The sequence below is a fragment of the Azospirillum argentinense genome, from assembly GCF_000632475.1.
Lineage (GTDB): Bacteria > Pseudomonadota > Alphaproteobacteria > Azospirillales > Azospirillaceae > Azospirillum > Azospirillum baldaniorum.
This window is the reverse complement of record NZ_CP007793.1, coordinates 2,907,083-2,924,647: the sequence shown is the minus strand read 5'-3', so window position 1 is coordinate 2,924,647 and position 17,565 is coordinate 2,907,083. Positions and strand designations below refer to the sequence as shown.

19 protein-coding genes and 1 pseudogene are annotated in these 17,565 nt (G+C 70.0%); 13 read left to right on the top strand and 7 right to left on the bottom strand.

The window, feature by feature from the left end:
* Positions 1–139 precede the first annotated feature (139 nt).
* The 6 genes and pseudogenes from ABAZ39_RS13595 (at position 140) to ABAZ39_RS13575 (ending at position 5,427) form a co-directional block, all read left to right on the top strand.
* Positions 140–1,396, top strand: a complete 1,257-nt coding sequence (locus ABAZ39_RS13595; protein ID WP_038530133.1) for a glycosyltransferase family protein — start codon at positions 140–142, stop codon at positions 1,394–1,396.
* Positions 1,393–1,677 (top strand): hypothetical protein, encoded by a 285-nt coding sequence (locus ABAZ39_RS36865; protein WP_247881592.1) that lies wholly within the window; start codon positions 1,393–1,395, stop codon positions 1,675–1,677. The genes ABAZ39_RS13595 and ABAZ39_RS36865 overlap by 4 nt, the downstream gene beginning before the upstream one ends.
* Positions 1,653–2,243: pseudogene (locus tag ABAZ39_RS37505) on the top strand (glycosyltransferase); the annotation flags it as partial. The gene ABAZ39_RS36865 and the pseudogene ABAZ39_RS37505, both read left to right, overlap by 25 nt.
* Before the next feature lie 328 nt (positions 2,244–2,571).
* Entirely contained in the window at positions 2,572–3,552 is a 981-nt protein-coding gene (locus ABAZ39_RS33030; protein WP_051658027.1) for a GGDEF domain-containing protein, read from the top strand.
* Positions 3,553–3,583: 31 nt separating this feature from the next.
* Positions 3,584–4,846 carry a glycosyltransferase family 4 protein gene (locus ABAZ39_RS13580; RefSeq protein WP_038530131.1) on the top strand — a complete coding sequence of 421 codons (1,263 nt, stop codon included), beginning with the start codon at positions 3,584–3,586 and terminating at the stop codon, positions 4,844–4,846.
* The gene (locus tag ABAZ39_RS13575) at positions 4,843–5,427 is read left to right on the top strand and encodes a histidine phosphatase family protein (RefSeq protein WP_038530129.1); all 585 of its coding nucleotides are present in this window, start codon (positions 4,843–4,845) and stop codon (positions 5,425–5,427) included. Before ABAZ39_RS13580 ends, ABAZ39_RS13575 begins: the two co-directional genes overlap by 4 nt.
* A 35-nt stretch (positions 5,428–5,462) precedes the next feature.
* On the opposite strand, the gene xth is transcribed toward ABAZ39_RS13575, so the two are convergent.
* Together xth and ABAZ39_RS13565 are read right to left on the bottom strand one after the other, a co-directional pair.
* Positions 5,463–6,257 (bottom strand): exodeoxyribonuclease III, encoded by a 795-nt coding sequence (xth, locus tag ABAZ39_RS13570; RefSeq protein WP_035670492.1) that lies wholly within the window; start codon positions 6,255–6,257, stop codon positions 5,463–5,465.
* 25 nt (positions 6,258–6,282) lie between these two features.
* Positions 6,283–6,966 carry a fumarylacetoacetate hydrolase family protein gene (locus tag ABAZ39_RS13565; RefSeq protein ID WP_038530126.1) on the bottom strand — a complete coding sequence of 228 codons (684 nt, stop codon included), beginning with the start codon at positions 6,964–6,966 and terminating at the stop codon, positions 6,283–6,285.
* A 397-nt stretch (positions 6,967–7,363) separates the two neighbouring features.
* Between ABAZ39_RS13565 and ABAZ39_RS13560 the strand changes: the two genes are divergently transcribed.
* On the top strand, positions 7,364–7,858 hold the full coding sequence (locus ABAZ39_RS13560) for a MarR family winged helix-turn-helix transcriptional regulator (protein ID WP_051658026.1): 495 nt from the start codon (positions 7,364–7,366) through the stop codon (positions 7,856–7,858).
* An 88-nt stretch (positions 7,859–7,946) separates the two neighbouring features.
* On the opposite strand, the gene ABAZ39_RS13555 is transcribed toward ABAZ39_RS13560, so the two are convergent.
* Positions 7,947–8,708, bottom strand: coding sequence for a gamma-glutamyl-gamma-aminobutyrate hydrolase family protein (locus ABAZ39_RS13555; RefSeq protein WP_038530122.1), 762 nt, complete (start codon positions 8,706–8,708; stop codon positions 7,947–7,949).
* A 304-nt stretch (positions 8,709–9,012) separates the two neighbouring features.
* Between ABAZ39_RS13555 and speD the strand changes: the two genes are divergently transcribed.
* Together speD and speE are read left to right on the top strand one after the other, a co-directional pair.
* The gene (speD, locus tag ABAZ39_RS13550; protein WP_236778146.1) at positions 9,013–9,426 is read left to right on the top strand and encodes an adenosylmethionine decarboxylase; all 414 of its coding nucleotides are present in this window, start codon (positions 9,013–9,015) and stop codon (positions 9,424–9,426) included.
* Positions 9,423–10,298, top strand: coding sequence for a polyamine aminopropyltransferase (gene speE, locus ABAZ39_RS13545; RefSeq protein ID WP_038530120.1), 876 nt, complete (start codon positions 9,423–9,425; stop codon positions 10,296–10,298). Before speD ends, speE begins: the two co-directional genes overlap by 4 nt.
* A gap of 2 nt (positions 10,299–10,300) precedes the next feature.
* Here speE and ABAZ39_RS13540 read toward each other — a convergent pair whose 3' ends face one another.
* From ABAZ39_RS13540 to ABAZ39_RS13530, 3 genes are all read right to left on the bottom strand, one after another.
* Positions 10,301–11,818: an alpha/beta hydrolase gene (locus ABAZ39_RS13540; RefSeq protein WP_038530118.1), complete on the bottom strand. Its 1,518-nt coding sequence runs from the start codon at positions 11,816–11,818 to the stop codon at positions 10,301–10,303.
* Between the two features lie 156 nt (positions 11,819–11,974).
* Positions 11,975–13,180 (bottom strand): OpgC family protein, encoded by a 1,206-nt coding sequence (locus tag ABAZ39_RS13535; protein WP_051658025.1) that lies wholly within the window; start codon positions 13,178–13,180, stop codon positions 11,975–11,977.
* 209 nt (positions 13,181–13,389) lie between these two features.
* Positions 13,390–14,142, bottom strand: a complete 753-nt coding sequence (locus ABAZ39_RS13530; RefSeq protein ID WP_038530116.1) for an SDR family NAD(P)-dependent oxidoreductase — start codon at positions 14,140–14,142, stop codon at positions 13,390–13,392.
* 148 nt (positions 14,143–14,290) lie between these two features.
* Here ABAZ39_RS13530 and ABAZ39_RS13525 point away from each other — a divergent pair, with 148 nt between their 5' ends.
* Positions 14,291–14,977, top strand: coding sequence for a TetR/AcrR family transcriptional regulator (locus tag ABAZ39_RS13525; RefSeq protein WP_038530114.1), 687 nt, complete (start codon positions 14,291–14,293; stop codon positions 14,975–14,977).
* A gap of 79 nt (positions 14,978–15,056) precedes the next feature.
* On the opposite strand, the gene catB is transcribed toward ABAZ39_RS13525, so the two are convergent.
* Positions 15,057–15,692 carry a type B chloramphenicol O-acetyltransferase gene (gene catB / locus ABAZ39_RS13520; protein WP_038530111.1) on the bottom strand — a complete coding sequence of 212 codons (636 nt, stop codon included), beginning with the start codon at positions 15,690–15,692 and terminating at the stop codon, positions 15,057–15,059.
* Positions 15,693–15,996: 304 nt separating this feature from the next.
* On the opposite strand from catB, the gene ABAZ39_RS13515 reads away from it, so the two are divergent.
* The 3 genes from ABAZ39_RS13515 (at position 15,997) to ABAZ39_RS13505 (ending at position 17,555) form a co-directional block, all read left to right on the top strand.
* A complete protein-coding gene (locus ABAZ39_RS13515; RefSeq protein ID WP_038530109.1) occupies positions 15,997–16,197 on the top strand; it encodes a hypothetical protein in 201 nt (66 codons plus the stop codon).
* Between the two features lie 394 nt (positions 16,198–16,591).
* Positions 16,592–16,978: a MarR family winged helix-turn-helix transcriptional regulator gene (locus ABAZ39_RS13510; protein ID WP_014238989.1), complete on the top strand. Its 387-nt coding sequence runs from the start codon at positions 16,592–16,594 to the stop codon at positions 16,976–16,978.
* A 97-nt stretch (positions 16,979–17,075) separates the two neighbouring features.
* Complete coding sequence (locus ABAZ39_RS13505) at positions 17,076–17,555, top strand: YchJ family protein (protein ID WP_014238990.1); 480 nt, start codon at positions 17,076–17,078, stop codon at positions 17,553–17,555.
* Positions 17,556–17,565: the final 10 nt, after the last annotated feature.

Below are 17,565 nucleotides of genomic sequence, written 5' to 3'. Positions count from 1 at the left end.
CCCTCTGCCGCTTGGCCGCTGAGGATATGGTGAGCCCGCAAGCGGTCCGCCGCCATCCCGGCGGCGGCACGGCGCACACCCGTTCATCGGCCAAGCCGCGGCCGGACACAAGAGGCCAATCGGGAGAGGTAGGAAGTCTATGAGCGAACGTCCGACCTCGGGCCGCGTGCTCATCTACAGCCATGACACGTTCGGCCTCGGCCATCTCCGCCGCTGCCGGGCCATCGCTCATGCGCTGGTGGAGCGCTACAGCAACCTGTCCGTGCTGATCCTGTCCGGCTCGCCGATCGTCGGCAGCTTCGACTTCCGCACGCGGGTGGACTTCGTGCGCATCCCCGGCGTCATCAAGCTGCGCAACGGCGAATACACGGCGCTGAACCTGCATCTGGACATCGACGAGATCCTGTCCATGCGGGCCTCGCTGATCCGCCACACGGCGGAGATCTACCAGCCCGACCTGTTCATCGTGGACAAGGAACCGCTCGGCCTGCGCGGCGAGGTGCGGGAGACGCTGGAGCTTCTGAAGGGCCGCGGCGTGCCGCTGGTGCTCGGCCTGCGCGACGTGATGGACGAGCCGGCCCTGCTCGCCCCGGAGTGGGAGCGCAAGAAGGTCCTGCCGGCGCTGGAAAACCTCTACGACGAGCTGTGGGTCTACGGCCTGCCGCAGATCTGCGATCCGCTGGAGGGCATCGACATGCCCGGCCCGGTGCGCGACAAGATGGTCTACACCGGTTACCTGCACCGCACCGTGCCCCCGGCTGTCCCGCATGGCCCCGGCCTGCCGGACGAGCCCTACATCCTGGTCACCCCCGGCGGCGGTGGCGACGGCGAGGCGCTGATCGACTGGGTGCTGCGCGCCTACGAGAGCGATCCCGGCATCCCCTACCGCGCGGTGCTGGTGTTCGGCCCCTTCATGCAGCCGGACCTCCAGGCCGAGTTCCTGGCCCGCGCCGACGCCCTGCCCAACGTCGAGGCCACCGCCTTTGAGGCGCGGATCGAGCGGCTGATGCAGGGGGCGGTCGGGGTGGTCGCCATGGGCGGCTACAACACCTTCTGCGAGATCCTGTCCTTCGACAAGAAGGCGCTGATCGTCCCGCGCGAGGTGCCGCGGCGCGAGCAGACCATCCGCGCCGCCCGCGCGCAGGAGCTGGGTCTGGTCTCCGTCCTGATGGACGACGGGGTGCGCGACGCCGCGGCCATGGCGGCGGCGCTGCGCCGGCTGCCCTGGCAGGCGCCGCCTTCCTCGGTGGTGGTGCCGGGTCTGCTCGGCGGGCTGGAGAGCGTCAACCGCCTGTCGGCCCGCTACCTGCCGGCCTCGGTCTCGGCCCCGAGCCTGGGCCCGTCGCAGCCCCCGTGCGCCCCGGAACGCCAGATGGCCGCCGGGGACGCCGCGTGACCATTGCCGTCATCGTCAAGGGCTGGCCCCGCCTGTCGGAAACCTTCATCGCGCAGGAGATTCTGGGGCTGGAGCGGCGGGGGTTGCGTCAACTGATCGTCAGTCTGCGTCAACCGACCGACAAGGCGGTGCACGAGCTGAACCGCCGCGTCACCGCCCCGGTGACCTATCTGCCCGAATATCTGCACGACGCGCCGGCCCGCCTGCTGCGCGCCCTGGCCGCGGCGCCACCCACTTCCTGCACACCCCGGCCAGCGTGGCGCGCTACGCGGCCCTGCTGACCGGCCTGCCCTGGAGCTTTTCCGCCCACGCCAAGGATATCTGGACCTCGCCCGACTGGGACCTGCGCGACAAGCTGGCCGAGGCGCGCTGGGGCGTCACCTGCACCGCGCTCGGCCTCGCCCGGCTGCGCGCGTTGGCGCCGGAGCCGGAACGGGTGAACCTGCTCTACCACGGCCTGGACTTCAGCCGCTTCCCCGACCCGCCGGAGGCGCGCCCGGCGCGCGACGGGTCCGACTCCGCCGACCCGGTGCGGCTGCTGTCGGTCGGTCGGGCGGTGGAGAAGAAGGGCTTCGACCTGCTGCTCGACGCGCTGGCCCGCCTGCCCGCCGGGCTGCACTGGCGCTGGACCCACATCGGCGGCGGCGACCGGCTGCCCGCGCTGAAGGCGCAGGCGGCGGCGCTGGGGCTGGAGGGGCGGATCGACTGGCAGGGGGCGAAGGCCCAGGACGCGGTGATCGCCCAGTACCGCCGCGCCGACCTGTTCGTCCTGCCCTGCCGCACCGCGCGCGACGGCGACCGCGACGGGCTGCCCAACGTGCTGATGGAGGCGCAGAGCCAGGGGCTGGCCTGCCTGTCCACCCGCGCCGCCGCGGTGGCGGAGCTGATCGAGGATGGGGTTACCGGCGACGCTGGTGGACCCCGAGGACTCCGTCGGCACTGGCCGGCGCGCTCGAGTCGCTGCTCCGCGACCCGGCCCGCCGGGCGGCGCTGGGCGCGGCGGGCGCCGCGCGGGTGCGCCGCGACTTCGGCAGCGATTCGGGCATCGACCGGCTGCATGACCGCTTCGCAACCAAAAATAGCGATGCTTCTCTTCTGCCCTTGGGAGGATGCTGTGCATTGCACGGCGGCTGACGACGGGATAGAGTGCGGCTTTGCTCCACCTGTGCGACGTTATGTCGAGTCTCTACGCCTCTTCCGAACCGGACACCCTTTCCTTTATCGACTTCGACGACGACAGGGACGCCGTGGCGACCAGCCACGAGCTGTCGCTGACGCGCAGCAAGCTGGGCAACATGCTCGACCTGCTGCCCGCCGGGCTGCTGATCCATCAGGAAATGGGCATCGTCTTCGCCAACCAGGAGGCCGCGCGCATTCTGGGCCAGAGCGGCGACGCCCTGGTCGGGCGCCATTTCCTGGACTTCGTCGAGGAATCGGGCATCGACGACCAGCGGGACGCCTTCCTGCGCTGCCTGCGCCAGCGGGAGCTGGTGCGGTGCCAGGACGGGGTGATGATGTCCGCCGACGGTCAGCGCACTTGCGTCCAGGTCAGCATGTCGCCCCTCCCCTGGGACGGGCTGCCGGTCATCTACGTCCTGATCAACGACGTGACGGCGCTGAAGGAGTCGGAGGAGCGGCTGCGCCGGCTCTCGATCACCGACTCGCTGACCGGCGTGTCCAACCGCCGCCATTTCGTCGAGGCGGCGGAGCAGGAGCTGGCCCGCGCCCGCCGCTATGGCCGGCCGGTCACCCTGCTGATGCTCGACCTCGACCATTTCAAGAGCATCAACGACACCCACGGCCACGCCGTGGGGGACGAGGCGCTGCGGACCTTCACCGCCGCCTGCCGCGCCCTGCTGCGGGAGAACGACCTGCTGGGCCGCACCGGCGGGGAGGAGTTCGCCATCCTGCTGCCGGAGACCGACATCGCCGGGGCGCGCATGGTGGCGGAGCGCATCCGCCGCCGCACGGCGGAACTGACGGTACCATCGGGCAGGGAGACGGTGCGCTTCACCGTGTCGATCGGCGTGGCCTGCTGCGCGGCCGGGACGCGCGACGTGGACGCCATGCTGTCCAGCGCGGACGAGGCGCTGTACCGCGCCAAGGCCGCCGGGCGGAACCGGGTCGTCTGCGCCCTGGAACCGACCCCCTTCTGAGCATCCTTCCCACCATGACACCGGGGCCGCGATGCGCATCGCCTTCTACGCCCCGCTGAAATCCCCGACCCACCCGGTGCCCTCGGGCGACCGGCGCATGGCCCGGCTGCTGATGGCCGCGCTGGAGGGGGCCGGGCACGCGGTGACCCTGGCCTGCACCTTGCGCAGCTGGGACGACGGGCGCCGTCCGGGCCGGGCGGAGCGTCTGGCGGCGCTGGGGGCGCGCTGCGCCGACCGCCTGACGGCACGCTGGCGGGACGACCCGCCGGACCTTTGGTTCACCTATCACCTCTACCACAAGGCGCCGGACTGGATCGGCCCGGCGGTCTGCCGCCGTTTCGGCATCCCCTATGTGGTGGCGGAGGCGTCCTTCGCGGGGAAGCGGGCCACCGGCCCCTTCGCCGCCGGCCACCGCGCCGCCGAGGCGGCGATCCGGCAAGCGGCGGCGGTCGTCAACCTCGCCGGCCACGACGCGGAGGGGGTGTTGCCGTTGCTCCGGTCGCCGGACCGGCTGGTGCGGCTGCGGCCCTTCCTCGACACGCGCCCCTTCGCGGCCGCCGCCGCGGAGCGCGACCGGCACCGGGCGGCGCTGGCCGAGCGTTACGGTCTGAATCCGGGCGTTCCCTGGCTGCTGGCCGTCGGCATGATGCGCGGCGGTGACAAGGAGCGCTCCTACGAGATTTTGGCGAAAGCCCTCCCTCCCTCCCCCGCCCCGCGGGGGAGGGTTGGGGTGGGGGCAAGCGGTTCGCATCTGCTGATCGCCGGCGATGGCCCCGCCCGCGCTCGGATTGAGGTGATGTTCGGGGGAGGCGCACTTGCCCCCACCCCAACTCTCCCCCGCTCTCGGCGGACCGAAGGTCCGCCTGCCGCGTCAGCGCAAACCTTTGGTTTGCGCGAGAGCTGGGCAGGGCAGGGAGTTGTGTTCCTCGGCCAGCAAGATTCGGACGCCCTCACCGCCCTCTACGCCGCCGCCGACCTGATGGTCTGGCCGGCGGTGAACGAGGCTTACGGCATGGCCCTGCTGGAGGCCCAGGCCGCCGGGCTGCCGGTGGTGGCGGGGCGGACCGGGGGGGTGCCGGACGTGGTGCGCGACGGGGTGACCGGCCTGCTGCCGCCGGTGGGTGACGCGGAGGCCTTCGCCGCCGCCGTCCGGGCGCTGCTCGACGACCACGAGAAACGCCGCTGTTTCGGCGAGGCGGCGCGCCGCATCGCCGAAGCGGAGCACGATCTGACCAACGCGATGGAGGTTCTGGACACCGTCGTCCGGTGCGCCGCGCGGAAAGGGAACCCATGACCGACCTCATCATCCTGCGCCACGGGCCGACCGCCTGGAACGCCGCGCACCGTCTCCAGGGCGGCATCGACGAGCCGCTGTCCGACGAGGGCCGCGCCCGAGTCGCCACCTGGAGGCTGCCGCCGGACGTTCTGGGCTACCGCTGGGTTGCCAGCCCGAAGCGGCGCGCCTGGGAAACCGCCCGGCTGCTCGGCCTCGACCCGTCGCTCGAACCGCGTCTGGTCGAGATGGGCTGGGGGGAGTGGGAAGGCCGTCTGCTGGAGGAACTGCGGGCGAGCGGCGCCCTGACCGCGGACCGCGAGCGGATGGGGCTCGACTTCCGGGCGCCGGGCGGGGAGAGCCCGCGCGACGTGCAGAGCCGGCTGATCCCCTGGCTGGCCGAGGTGGGTGCCGGGGGCGTGCCGACCGGGGCGGTGGCCCACAACGGGGTGATGCGGGCGCTCTACGCGCTGGCCACCGGCTGGGACATGGTGGGCAAGCCGGCCCACCGCCTGACCGACGGCTGCGCCCACCGCTTCCGGGTCGCGGAGGATGGGACGCCGTCGGTCGTGGCGATGAACGTGCCGCTCACGGACCGGTGAGTCAGCGGATCACGCGTCAAGGTCACACATCGAGATCATACGGCGAGATCGACCATCACCGGAACATGGTCGGACGGCTTCGGCTCCCAGCCGCGGGCCTCGCGCAGGACGCGGTGGCCGGTCAGCGCGTCCTTCAGCGGCGGGGTGACCCAGATGTGGTCCAGCCGCCGGCCGCGGTCGGAGGCCGCCCAGTCCTTCGCGCGGTAGCTCCACCAGGTGTAGAGCTTTTCCGTGGGCGGAACGAAATGGCGCAGCGCGTCGACCCAGCCGATGGACGCCTGCATCGCCGTCAGCTTCGCCACCTCCACCGGGGTGTGGGAAACGATCTTCAGAAGCTCCTTGTGGCTCCAGACGTCGTTCTCCAGCGGCGCGATGTTCAGGTCGCCGACCATGACCATGCGGCGGTCCGGGCTGCGCCGGGTCGTCCACCACTCGGTCATTTCGTCCACGAACTGAAGCTTGTGGGCGAACTTGTCGTTCTGTTCCGGGTCCGGAATGTCCCCGCCCGCCGGGATGTAGACGCTGTGCAGCTCGATCCCGCCGGGCAGTTCGGCGAAGACGTGGCGGCAGTCCTGCTTGCCGCACCAGTGCTGCACGTCGCGCGACGCGAAGGGCAGCTTCGACAGGATGGCGACGCCGTTGTAGCTCTTCATCCCGTGGATGTGGGCGTGGACGTAGCCCTTCTCGGCCAGCGGGGCCATCGGGAAGTCGGTGTCGACGACCTTGGTCTCCTGCAGGCAGATGACGTCCGGCTGCGTCTCGTCGATGAGACGCAGCAGCAGGTCCATCCGCATGCGGACGGAGTTGATGTTCCAGGTGGCGATGCGCATCGTCCGGTTGTCCGTATTCCCGATGTCAGGCGATGGTGACGGCGATGGAGCCGACGCCCTCGACCGCGCCTTCCAGCCGGTCGCCGGCGACCACCGGGCCGACGCCCTCCGGCGTGCCGGTGTAGATCAGGTCGCCCGACTGCAGCTCGACCAGACCCGACAGGTAGGAAATCGTTTCGGACACGGACCAGATCAGGTCCGCCAGATCGCCCTTCTGGCGCAGCTCGCCGTTGACCGACAGCGTCACCGAACCCTTGTCGGGGTGGCCGATGTCGGCGGCGCGGCGCAGCGTGCCGCAGGGGGCGGACTGGTCGAAGCCCTTGCCCATGTCCCAGGGCTTGCCTTCCTTCTTCGCCGCGTTCTGCAGGTCGCGGCGGGTCATGTCCAACCCCACGCCATAGCCGTAGACATGGTCCAGCGCGCGCTCCACCGGGATGTTGCGCCCGCCGGTGCCGATGGCCACGACCAGCTCGATCTCATGGTGCAGGTTGGCGGTCCGGGGCGGGTAGGGGATGGCGGTGCCGTCGGCGACGATGGCGTCGGCGGGCTTCATGAAGAAGAACGGCGGCTCGCGGTCCGGATCGGCGCCCATCTCGCGCGCGTGGGCGGCGTAGTTGCGGCCGACGCAGTAGATGCGGCGGACCGGGAACGGATCGCCGCCGGCGACCGGAACGGTGGGCTGGGGCCACAGGGGAATGGCGTAGGCCATGGCGCGCCTTTCTTTCGGAGGGGTGCGGTTCGGGCAACCACCCTACCGGAAAGAGCACCAGAAAAAAGCCCCAGCCGTTGGGCCGGGGCTTTGGCGCGAAGACGCCCGGTCTGGGGGGGACCGGGCGTCGGAAGCTCCGTGTTCGGAACCCGTCTGCGGCAGGGGAATGAACCGTCGGCGGGCAACCGCGCCGGCATGCCTGTTTCCGGGGGGTCCGGGGTCAGGAGCGCGATCACTTCTTAGGGCTAGAGGTGGAGCCGCATCCGGGCGGAACCAATGCGTAACGGGAATGGGTGCTATGCATACGAGGCGGATTGTGTGGTTCTTGCTGACAAAATCGGCACCTGCCTGCATTTTACACGACCAATAGACTAGTCAATAAACGACGGCTTTCACGTTGACCGACATCGACCGCCCCACCCCCTCGGACCGGCGCACCCGCCAGCGTCCGAGCAAGACCGGAAAGATGGCCCTCGGCCCTCTGCCGGAGCTCGTCGGCTACAATCTGCGCAAGGCGCAGGTGGCCGTGTTCCAGAGCTTCCAGAACGCCGTGTCGCCCCACGACATGACGCCGGGACAGTTCGGCGTCCTGATCATGATCAAGGAGAACGAGGGCTTGTCGCAGTCCGACCTGGGCTCGGCGGTGGGCATCGACCGTTCGACCATGGTCGCGGTCATCGACCGGCTCGAGTCGCGCGGCCTCGTCATCCGGGCGCCCTCGCCCAACGACCGCCGCTCCTACGCCCTCCGCCTGTCCCCGGAAGGGGAGAAGCTGCTGGACGAGCTGATTCCGCGCATCCAGGCCCATGACAAGGCCATGGTGAAGGATCTCTCGGCCGAGGAGCAGGCGCAGCTCATCGACTTCCTCCGCCGCATCTCGCGGGCCGGCTGACGCCGTTGGGTTGAGGGCGGCGTGCTCAAGATTTGGGCACGCGGCACCCGCCGATTGTTGACCTAATCTATTGTCCTGAAACCATCTTTCAGGAAAGGCGCCGCCGCGCCCGGTCGGCGGCGGCGCTTCCGAAGGCGCGCAGGATCGCCGCCGACAGCGGGTTCTCCCAGAACCGCCATTCCGGGTGCCACTGCACGGCCAGCGCGAAGGCCGGCGCCCCCGCCACGCGCACCGCTTCGACCAGCCCGTCCTCGGCCATCGCCTCCACGATCAGCCCATCGGCCAGCCGGTCGACGCCCTGCCCGTGCAGGGAGTTGACGGTCACCGCCGCCTCGCCGCCGGCCAGCCTTTCCAGCACGCCGCCGGGGGTCAGCCGCACGCTGTGCGACGGCCCGTACTGCACGGCCAGCGGCGCCTCCTTGTCCTCGCGGTGGTTGGCGTAGCCCGGCACCTCGTGCACCCGCTGGTGCAGCGTGCCGCCCAGCGCCACGTTCAGTTCCTGGAAGCCGCGGCAGATGCCCAGCAGCGGCACGCCCATCTCCAGCGCGGCGCGGATCAGCGGCAGGGTGGTGTCGTCGCGCTCCGGGTCGTGCAGGGTGCCCGGCTCGCTGGGCGACCCGCCGTAGCGGTGCGGCTCGACGTTCGACGGGCTTCCGGTGACCAGCAACCCGTCGAGCCGTCCGGCCACGTCGTCCATGTCCAGCGCCGTCCCCAGCGCCGGGATCAGCAGCGGCATGCCGCCGGCCCCGTCCGACACTGCGCGCACATACTTGTCGCCGACGACGTGGAAGGGATGCTCCCCCATCATGCGGGCGCAGGCGGGAACGCCGATCAGCGGCTTGCGGTTCATGACAATGAACTCCAGACAGGATTCCGGACCGCTCCGGAAGGCGGCGGCCGGGCGATTATGCGCCGCCGCCGCGCGCCGCGCCAGAGGCCCGCCGCCAAGCACAAAGGGGACGGAGGGACAGAATTGTGTTGATTCGCATGCGAATTTGTCCCATATGCCCCCCTCCTCCGCGCCATTTGCGCGGAACATCTGCTGATGGGGGAGAACGATGGCGAAGACCGCTTCTCTCTTCCAATTGGGGATGGACTTGGGAAGCGATCCAAGGAAAGCCCAAACGGAAGGTCAAATCTCCAACCGGACCAACGTGACTTCTGGTCCCTGGAGGGAATCTCAAGACGACCGCAAGGACCATTTCATCGTCCGCGATGGCAAGGTCTGCGCCGGCACCCACCTGATCGTCGATCTGTGGGGCGCCGAACGTCTGGACGAGCTGGACCATGTCCGTTCCACGCTGATCGAGTCCGTGGAGGTGGCGGGGGCGACGCTCCTGCACATCCACCTGCATCATTTCACGCCGAACGGCGGCATTTCCGGCGTGGCGGTGCTCGCCGAGTCGCACATCAGCATCCACACCTGGCCGGAACGCGGTTACGCCGCGCTGGACATCTTCATGTGCGGCGACGCCCAGCCCATGAAGGCCATTCCGGTGCTGGAGCGCGCCTTCAAGCCCACCGGCGTGAAGTGCGACGAGCTGCTGCGCGGCGAAACCGGGTCATGAGCGACTCCGGCTCCGGCTGGTACGACGAGACGCTGCATAAGGACGTGGCCCAGCGCTTGCGCATGGGCCGCGTCCTGCACCGCGACCGCACCGGCCTCCAGGACTTGGTGATCTTCGAGAACCCGGTGCTGGGCCGCGTGATGGCGCTCGACGGCGTCGTCCAGACCACCGAAGGCGACGAGTTCGTCTATCACGAGATGCTGACCCATGTGCCGATCCTGGCGCATGGGCGCGTCCGTCGCGTGTTGATCGTCGGCGGCGGCGACGGCGGCATGCTGCGCCGCTGCTTGGAGCACAAGGCGGTGGAGCGGGTGACGATGGTGGAGATCGACCGCTCGGTGGTCGACCTGTCCATCGCCCATCTGCCGTCGATCAGCGCCGGCGCCTTCGACGATCCGCGCACCGATCTGGTGATCGCCGACGGCTGCGCCTTCGTAAAAAATAAGGGCGTGAAGGAGACGGCGGAGCGGTTCGACGTCATCATCGTCGATTCCACCGACCCCCACGGGCCGGGCGCCGTCCTCTTCACCGAGGAGTTCTACGCCGACTGCAAGGCCCGGCTGACCCCCGGCGGGGTGATGGTCACCCAGAACGGCGTGCCGTTCCTCCAGCCGGGCGAGTTGAAGGACAGCCACCGGCGGCTGGGCCGGCTGTTCGGCGACGCCGGCTTCTTCGTGGCACCGGTGCCCAGCTACTACGGCGGCTTCATGGCCTTCGGCTGGGCCACCGACGACGCGGCGTTGCGCCGCCAGTCGGCGGAGGCGATCCGCCCGCGCTTCGAGGCGGCGGGGCTGACCACCCGCTACTACACGCCCGACATCCACGTCGCCAGCTTCGCCCTGCCGGCCTTCATGCTGGACGCGCTGAAGTAGGGTTATGGCGGCTGGAACCCTGGCGGCTTGGCCGCCGCCGGGCAGGCGTTGGCGGGCAGGCTTTCCGAATCCACGAACTGGGCGGCGACGGCGACGGCGCAGTCGTCCGACGCGGTGACCAGATGCCCGGCGCTGCGGAAGACCAGATGCCGACTTTTCGGCAGCGTCGTCGCGGCGCGCTCCGCCCATTCCGGCGGGGTCAGCGGGTCGTAGGCGCCGGACAGAAGAAGCACCGGCACCGGACTGGCCACCGGCAGCCGCTCCGACGCCTCCTGCGCGGCGGCGGGCCATTGGGCGCAGACACGCCGGCCGGGATCGTCGGCGGTGACGGCGCCGTAGGGGGCGAAGCGGCGCGCGGCGTCGGCCAGCCGCAGCGGGTCGGCGGGATTCACCGTCTCCCGGCATTCGATGGAGAAGGCCATGCCCTCCGCCGAGTCGGGGTCGCCCAGCCAGGGGGCGGGGACCCAGTCGGTCAGGCGGTCGTACCGCCCGCGCCACGCCCGTTCGATCAGGGCGGGCAGGCGGGGCACGCTCTCGCCCTCGGCCATCGCCTCCAGCAGGGCCGACAGGGCGGCGGCGCTGTCCAACCGCACCCAGCGCGGAATCTCCGGATCGCCCACCGGCACGTCCACCGGGGCCTTGCCCAGCCGCTCCACCAGCTCCAGCAGATGGCGCTCCAGGTCCGGGTAGGCGGCGCGGCACACGCGGTTGGCCGCGCAATCGTCGAACAGCCGCTTGAACGCCCGGTGCACCAGCCAGGGCGCCTCCTCCGTTGCGTTGACGTCGGGCGGGTAGATGGAATCGAGCACCGCCGTGCGCACCCGCCCGCCATGGCGCCGCAGGATCTCCAGCGCCACCCGCGTGCCGTAGGACACGGCGAACAGGTTGACCCGCGGCGCGCCCAGCGCCGCGGCGACGTCCATGGCGTCGTCGGCGGCGATGGGGGTGGTGAACATGGCGCCGTCCAGCCCGTTGGCGGTGAAGCGGTCGCGGCAGGCGGCGATGGCCGTGCGCTCCAGCGTGGCGCGGCGGTCCCGCGACACCGGGCGCAGGCGGGGAGAGGCGCCCAGCACGTCCAGCTCCGGGCAGTCGGTGTCCGGCTCGGCCCGCCCGGCGCCGCGCGGGTCGAACAGCACGACGTGGCGCGACCGGCGGAACCCGGCGGTCAGCGACCACCACACCTCCATCCGCTCCTCCACCGCCTCGCCGCTGCCGAAGGGGGAGGCGCCGGGGCCGCCCTCCAGGAACAGGACCGGGTCGGGGGACGGCTGCTTGGCGGTGGACAGCAGGACGACGACCGGCAGACGGAAGGCCCGGGTTGCCGGCCGGTCGCGCCGGTCGGGCACGCCGACGGTCCCGCACAGCGCGGCCTCGCCCTCCGGTACGGAGAACCAGCAGGGGCCGGGCACGAAGCGGGGGTCGGCCTTGGCCGGCGCCGGGACCAGCGACGGCGCCAGCACCACCGCCAGCAGGGCGGCGGCCAGGGTTCCGAACCACCGATGATGGGCGCGTCTCGTCACGCGGGTCGATCGTCCTCAGCAGCGAAAGGGCGGGCGGGGATCGGCCGGGCGATGGCCCATCCACCGGTCCCACCACTTTTGATGCTTTCTCTTTGACCCAGCGGGGCGGGCTTGTCCAGGACAAGACGGGTCCTGTTCGTCCGCGCCCTCGCACCATCAGCCCCGGGACGAGCCCATCCGGACGGCGCCCCGCTCCGCCGGCTTGGCGCGGCTCCGCTCGCGCCACAGGGCGGGGATGGCGAGGCTGGCGACGCTGGTGAGCAGCAGGACCGCCTTGGTGAGCTGGTTGAAGGGGCCGCCGAACAGGTCGATCAGCAGGATCGCGTAGGCGACCAGGACGTGGAACAGGTAGACCTGCAGCGAGTGCCGCCCCAGCAGCCGGAGGAAGGGCAGGTTGAACAGCGCGGTGAGCAGCCGGGCGGTGCCGGCGGCGACCGGGTGGGACGACCGCGGCCCGGCGATGAGCAGCCAGGACACGGCATAGGCCAGCGCCGCGAAGTTCGCGAGGTAGACGAGGCTGAACTCGGTGCGGTCGACGTAGCGCAGGAAACGCTCGCCGACGATCGGGCTGACCAGCTCATGGACGAAGGACAGGTGCCAGGCCGCGCAGACCACCACGGTGACCAGCGCCGGAACCAGCCAGGGCGGCCGCTCGACCGGGAACCAGCGGTCGGTGTCGAAGCGGCCCCGCTGCACGGCGCTGCCGATCAGCAGCCCGGCGACGTAGAGCACCTGCCAGGCGAGCGGGTTGAACGGCCCGCGCACCGCCAGCCCGTCGCTGAGCCGCCCCAGGCCAGCGTCGAGCGCGCTCAGCACCGGCACATGCAGGCCCATCTGCACGGCGGCCCACAGCGCGGCGCTGCCCAGCGCGACCTTGCGGGCGTGGCCGTCGAGGATCAGGCGGAGCAGCAGCGGCGTCGCCGCAAGGTAGAGGATGTACTGGATCAGCAGATCCGTGAAGGTCGGGGAATGCAGCAGGAGCGCGCTCGCCAGCAGGGTGCCGGGCTCCAGCCAGGCCAGATGCCCGAGGAAGCCGCCCAGCGGCTCCCGCGCGCCGGGGACCAGCACCACCATGGCGGTGACCAGCGCGATCACCAGCATGGTCGAGACGTACAGCTCGCGGGCGCGGGCGAACAGGCGCCGCCGGGCCGCCTCGGGCGACCGCTGGGTCCAGACGCGGGTGTAATACATCCCGGCGACGATGCCCGACAGCAGCACGAAGCCCTGGGCGTCCTGCACATAGCCGAGTTCGGCGTGGTTGACCTTGGCGAGCAGCACGCCGCCGGCCAGCACCACATGGTTCACCATCATGAAGACGAGGAAATAACCCCGCAGCCCGTCGAGCGTCGCGGAGCGGCTCATCGGGCGACGCTCCGCCGCGGCGGCCGGGTTGCGGGGGAAACGGCCGTTTTCATCGGTGCGTGGCGCATCTGTCGCGTCTCCGTCGCTGGTGTTGGCGCTCCTCGGGTCGCCCCATATTCGTCGTTAACGGATCGTTAATCCTTGGCCGAAGCCGTCCGGGAGAGCCTTTTCGAACAAAGGCTTTCCCGGACCGGTTCCGGATTCAGGCTTCAGGCGTTCAGGCCGCCGTCCACCGTCAGGGTGGCCCCGGAGATCTGCCGCGCCGCCGGGCTCGCCAGGAAGGCGACGGCTGCCGCCACGTCCTCCGGCTGGCCGTAGCGGCCAAGCGGCGTCTGCGAGCGCAGGATTTCGGCATGGGCGCCATCGGCGGGATTCATGTCGGTGTTGGTCGCCCCCGGCTGGACCAGATTGACCGTGATGTCGCGCGGGCCGAGTTCGCGGGCGAGGCCGTGCGTCAGGGCGATCTGCGCCGACTTGGTCATCGAATAGACGGTGACGCCCGGGGCGGTGATGCGGTCGGCGAGGCACGACCCGATGAAGACGATGCGCCCCCCGTCCTTGAGATGCGGGATGGCCGCCTGCGCCACCAGCACCGCCGCGCGCACGTTGACGTTCAGAAGCGCGTCGATGTCGGCGAGGCTCATCTCCGCGACCATGCCCTGGCGGGCGATGCCGGCGTTGTTGATCAGGATGTCGAGGCCGCCGAGCGCTTCCACCGTCCGGCCGACCAGGGCCGTCATGGCCGCCGGATCGGCACTGTCGGCCTGGATGGCGACCGCGCGCCGGCCCTTCGCCTCGATCGCCCGGACCACCTCGGTGGCGCGCTCGGCCGACCGCTCGTAGGAGATCGCCACATCCGCGCCCTTGTCGGCGAGCGCCAGCGCGATGGCGGCGCCGATGCCCCGCGAACCGCCCGTCACCAGGGCGCGCTTGCCAACCAACTCACCACTCGGCTCAACCATGATCCGTCCTTTCTGTGTCGTTCGATACAAAAACAGCTAGAGGCGTTCGGCGCCTCGGTCAATGTTTTTTGTATTGATCGACACAAAAATAGAACGCCGCTGTCCGACGCCATTGCCCCCACGCGGCGGCGGGATTAAATAGTGATCGATGCAGAAATCACGCCCGACCCCGCCCCCCGACGACAGGACCACCCAGACGGCCGGCACGCCGCCCACCCGTGGGCGTGGACGGCCGCGGGCCTTCGACCGCGAGGCCGCCCTGACCCAGGCGACCCGCCTGTTCTGGAGCAAGGGCTACGAGGCGACCTCCATTGCCGACCTGACGGAGGCCATGGGGATCGGCTCGCCCAGCCTCTACGCCGCCTTCGGATCGAAGGAGGCGCTCTACGTCGAGGCGGTGAACCATTACCGCAAGAGTTACGAGGGGCTGGTCTGGGGGCGCTTCTTCACCGCCGGCACCGCCCGCGAGGCGGTCATGGGCCTGCTGATGGACTCGGCCGCGGCGCTCACCGGCTGCCGCGGCGACATCCCGCGCGGCTGCATGGTGACGCTCTCGGCGGTCGGCAGCGAGGGGCACGCCGAACTGGGCGAGGTGGTCCGGTCGGCACGCGCCTCGGCGGTCGACATCCTGACGGAGCGTATGGCGCGCGCCGTGGCCGAGGGCGAGATTCCGGCCTCGGTCGATCTCCACGCGCTCGCCCGTTTCGTGCAGACGGTGCAGGCCGGCATGTCGATCCTCGCCCGCGACGGCGCGGAGCGCGCCGAACTGGAGGCCGTGGCCGAGGTCGCGATGCTGGGCTGGGACGCTCGCGTCGGCGGCCGCCCGGCCCCCTGAGCGTTCCGGACGCGTCCGGCGTCGCTCAAGGGGGTCGGCTTCGCCTGCAAGCGAACAGGCGAAGCCGACATGGTTGCCGTCAGGTGTGCTTGATCACGTCCTGCCAGTGGCGGTGCAGGAGCGCGACGTCGCCGCTGGTCAGGATCGGCATGGCGCCCTGCAACTGGTCATCGGACCAATCCCACCACCTCATCTCAAGCAGCAGCGCGATGAGATCGTCATCGAAGCGCTTGCGGATCACCCGGGCGGGGTTGCCACCCACGATCGCGTAGGGTTCGACGTCCCGCGTCACCAGCGCCCTCGTGCCGATCACGGCGCCATCACCGATGGTGACGCCGGGCATGACGATGGCCTCCGACCCGATCCAGACGTCGTTGCCGATCACCGTGTCACCGGCTGGTCGATAGCCGTTCCGGGCGCCGGCGAACGACGACACCTCGGGCATCCAGAAGAAGGGAAAGGTGCTGATCCAGTCGTTCCGGTGGCCTTGGTTGCCCGCCATGATGAAGGCCGCACCGGACCCGATCGAGCAGAAGCTGCCGATCACCAACCGGTCGACGCCCTCGTCCGGAAGAAGAAACCGGGCGCAGTCGTCGAAGCTGTGGCCATGATAATAGCCCGAATAATAGCTGTAGCGGCCAACGACGATGTTCGGGTTGGTGACCTGCTTGTCCAGCAACATGCCCTTGAACGGGCTTTCGAAGACGTTTTCCATCAAACCACTCACGGCTTGTGAGCCGCCGATCCGGCGGCTTTTTGCCTGCGCGTGGGCGCAAGCAGACACCGCACGCTCCCCTCCAGGGCGCGTGCGTTCAGGCTCTGCGCGTCGGACGCGTCAGAGCAGGATGCCGGTGGTACTTGGGGTCGCCTTCATGACGGGACTCTATACGGCGGGAACGGTGGATCGCCAAGGGCGAAGGCGGAGCAGCCCAACCGCTTGGTCCGGCAGGAAGGAATCACGCTTGACGGAAATCATCCGATAGCGGATTAATTGCTCCTCTGCACCAAGGAGAGGAGTCATGCAGACCTTGTGGAACGCCCTGCTGCGGCAGTGGCTGGACCGCGACGGCGACGATGCCGGCGTGGAGACCCTGAGCGCCCATCTGCGGCGCGACATCGGGCTGGACGGAACCGAAGCGGGCTCTGTTCCGGCTCAACACATCCGGGAGCGGAACTTTTCGGAAGCCCGGTCATTTTTGACGTTGCAAGCGTATCGCTGACAGGCGATACCCGATCCTGCGGTTTCCCTTCGGGGCCGCGCCTTCCTTCAACCCCTGCCTTTCTTCAACCCACGGAGACCACGATGAAAGCCATCGTACCCACCACCCCGAATCGCCGACAGGGCGATTGGTCCGCCCATACCACCCAGCGAGCTAACGGCTCCCTTCTTCAACCCAGCGCATTGGAACGCGAATTCCGGATATCGAGAGGAAGCCATGTGTGTCTTTTTGGGGTTTTGCGGTCGTTCGGTCTTCGTTGAGCACGCCCACTGGGCCTCTCCGGATCGTTTTTTCGACGCCCGGCGGGATAACGGGGAATTCGTGATATGGCTTAGACGCCTGAACATCATCTACACACCGGCCCGATGGGGTCCTCGCTCGGGGAGGGTCGCTGATGCCGGCCCACGTTCGCCCTGACGAGGTGACCACCGTCGTCCATGTGCTCGAGGCGTTTCGCAAGCTCGATCCCGACCTGCCGATCCAGTACGCGCTGTCCTTCATGACGATCGCGCAGAACGAAGGGATTTCCATCGGCGAGCTTGCGGAACGCCTGGGCATCGCCCAATCCTCCGCGTCGCGCAACGTCGCCGCACTCAGCCGCTGGCACAGCTTCGGGAAGGCCGGACTCGACCTCGTCCAGGCCCAGGAAGACCCGCGCGAACGCCGCCGCAAGATCGTCACGCTCACCGACACCGGCCGCGCCTTCCTCGAGGAGCTGCGCGCCATCGTGAAGCCGGCGGTCCACACCCCGTCCGAACCGCGCCGCGCCCGTTCGGCCTGACCTCACCTGTCCGTCCGTTGTGTTTGGTCCGCAGCGCTTGACCGGGGTGGCCCATCCTGCCACACCAGCCCCGGACCCACCGACGGACCCGCGCGCCATGACCTCCTCCGCCTGCCCCTGCTGTTCCGGCCTTTCCTTCGAGACCTGCTGCGGCCCGATCCTGGCCGGCGCGCCCGCTGCGACGGCCGAGGCGCTGATGCGGTCGCGTTACACCGCCTTCGTGCGCCATGACCTCGACCATGTGGAGCGCACACACGCGCCGGAGATCCGCGAGGACTTCAACCGTGCCGAGGCGGAGCGGGTGGCCGACGAGTGCGACTGGCAGCGGCTCGACGTGCTGCGCGCGACGGAGGAGGGTGACGAGGGCACCGTCGAATTCCTCATCCAGTTCCGTCGCGACGGCCAGGACATGCGCCACCACGAGCGCGCCTCCTTCCGCCGCATCGACGGCCAGTGGTTCTACAGCGCCGGCGAAGTGAACCCGAAGGGCGAGCCGCGCCGGGTCGTCAAGGTGGGCCGCAACGAGCCCTGCCCCTGCGGGTCGGGGAAGAAGTTCAAGGCCTGCTGCGGCCGCTGAGGGCGGACCC

Bases quoted from the DNA above. Each gene is read 5' to 3' on its own strand.
- ABAZ39_RS13595 (WP_038530133.1), top strand. From the start codon at position 140: ATGAGCGAACGTCCGACCTCGGGCCGCGTGCTCATCTACAGCCATGAC.
- ABAZ39_RS33030 (WP_051658027.1), top strand. From the start codon at position 2,572: ATGTCGAGTCTCTACGCCTCTTCCGAACCGGACACCCTTTCCTTTATC.
- ABAZ39_RS13580 (WP_038530131.1), top strand. From the start codon at position 3,584: ATGCGCATCGCCTTCTACGCCCCGCTGAAATCCCCGACCCACCCGGTG.
- ABAZ39_RS13575 (WP_038530129.1), top strand. From the start codon at position 4,843: ATGACCGACCTCATCATCCTGCGCCACGGGCCGACCGCCTGGAACGCC.
- xth (WP_035670492.1), bottom strand. From the start codon at position 6,257: ATGCGCATCGCCACCTGGAACATCAACTCCGTCCGCATGCGGATGGAC.
- ABAZ39_RS13565 (WP_038530126.1), bottom strand. From the start codon at position 6,966: ATGGCCTACGCCATTCCCCTGTGGCCCCAGCCCACCGTTCCGGTCGCC.
- ABAZ39_RS13555 (WP_038530122.1), bottom strand. From the start codon at position 8,708: ATGAACCGCAAGCCGCTGATCGGCGTTCCCGCCTGCGCCCGCATGATG.
- speE (WP_038530120.1), top strand. From the start codon at position 9,423: ATGAGCGACTCCGGCTCCGGCTGGTACGACGAGACGCTGCATAAGGAC.
- ABAZ39_RS13535 (WP_051658025.1), bottom strand. From the start codon at position 13,180: ATGAGCCGCTCCGCGACGCTCGACGGGCTGCGGGGTTATTTCCTCGTC.
- ABAZ39_RS13530 (WP_038530116.1), bottom strand. From the start codon at position 14,142: ATGGTTGAGCCGAGTGGTGAGTTGGTTGGCAAGCGCGCCCTGGTGACG.
- ABAZ39_RS13525 (WP_038530114.1), top strand. From the start codon at position 14,291: ATGCAGAAATCACGCCCGACCCCGCCCCCCGACGACAGGACCACCCAG.
- catB (WP_038530111.1), bottom strand. From the start codon at position 15,692: ATGGAAAACGTCTTCGAAAGCCCGTTCAAGGGCATGTTGCTGGACAAG.
- ABAZ39_RS13515 (WP_038530109.1), top strand. From the start codon at position 15,997: ATGCAGACCTTGTGGAACGCCCTGCTGCGGCAGTGGCTGGACCGCGAC.
- ABAZ39_RS13510 (WP_014238989.1), top strand. From the start codon at position 16,592: ATGCCGGCCCACGTTCGCCCTGACGAGGTGACCACCGTCGTCCATGTG.
- ABAZ39_RS13505 (WP_014238990.1), top strand. From the start codon at position 17,076: ATGACCTCCTCCGCCTGCCCCTGCTGTTCCGGCCTTTCCTTCGAGACC.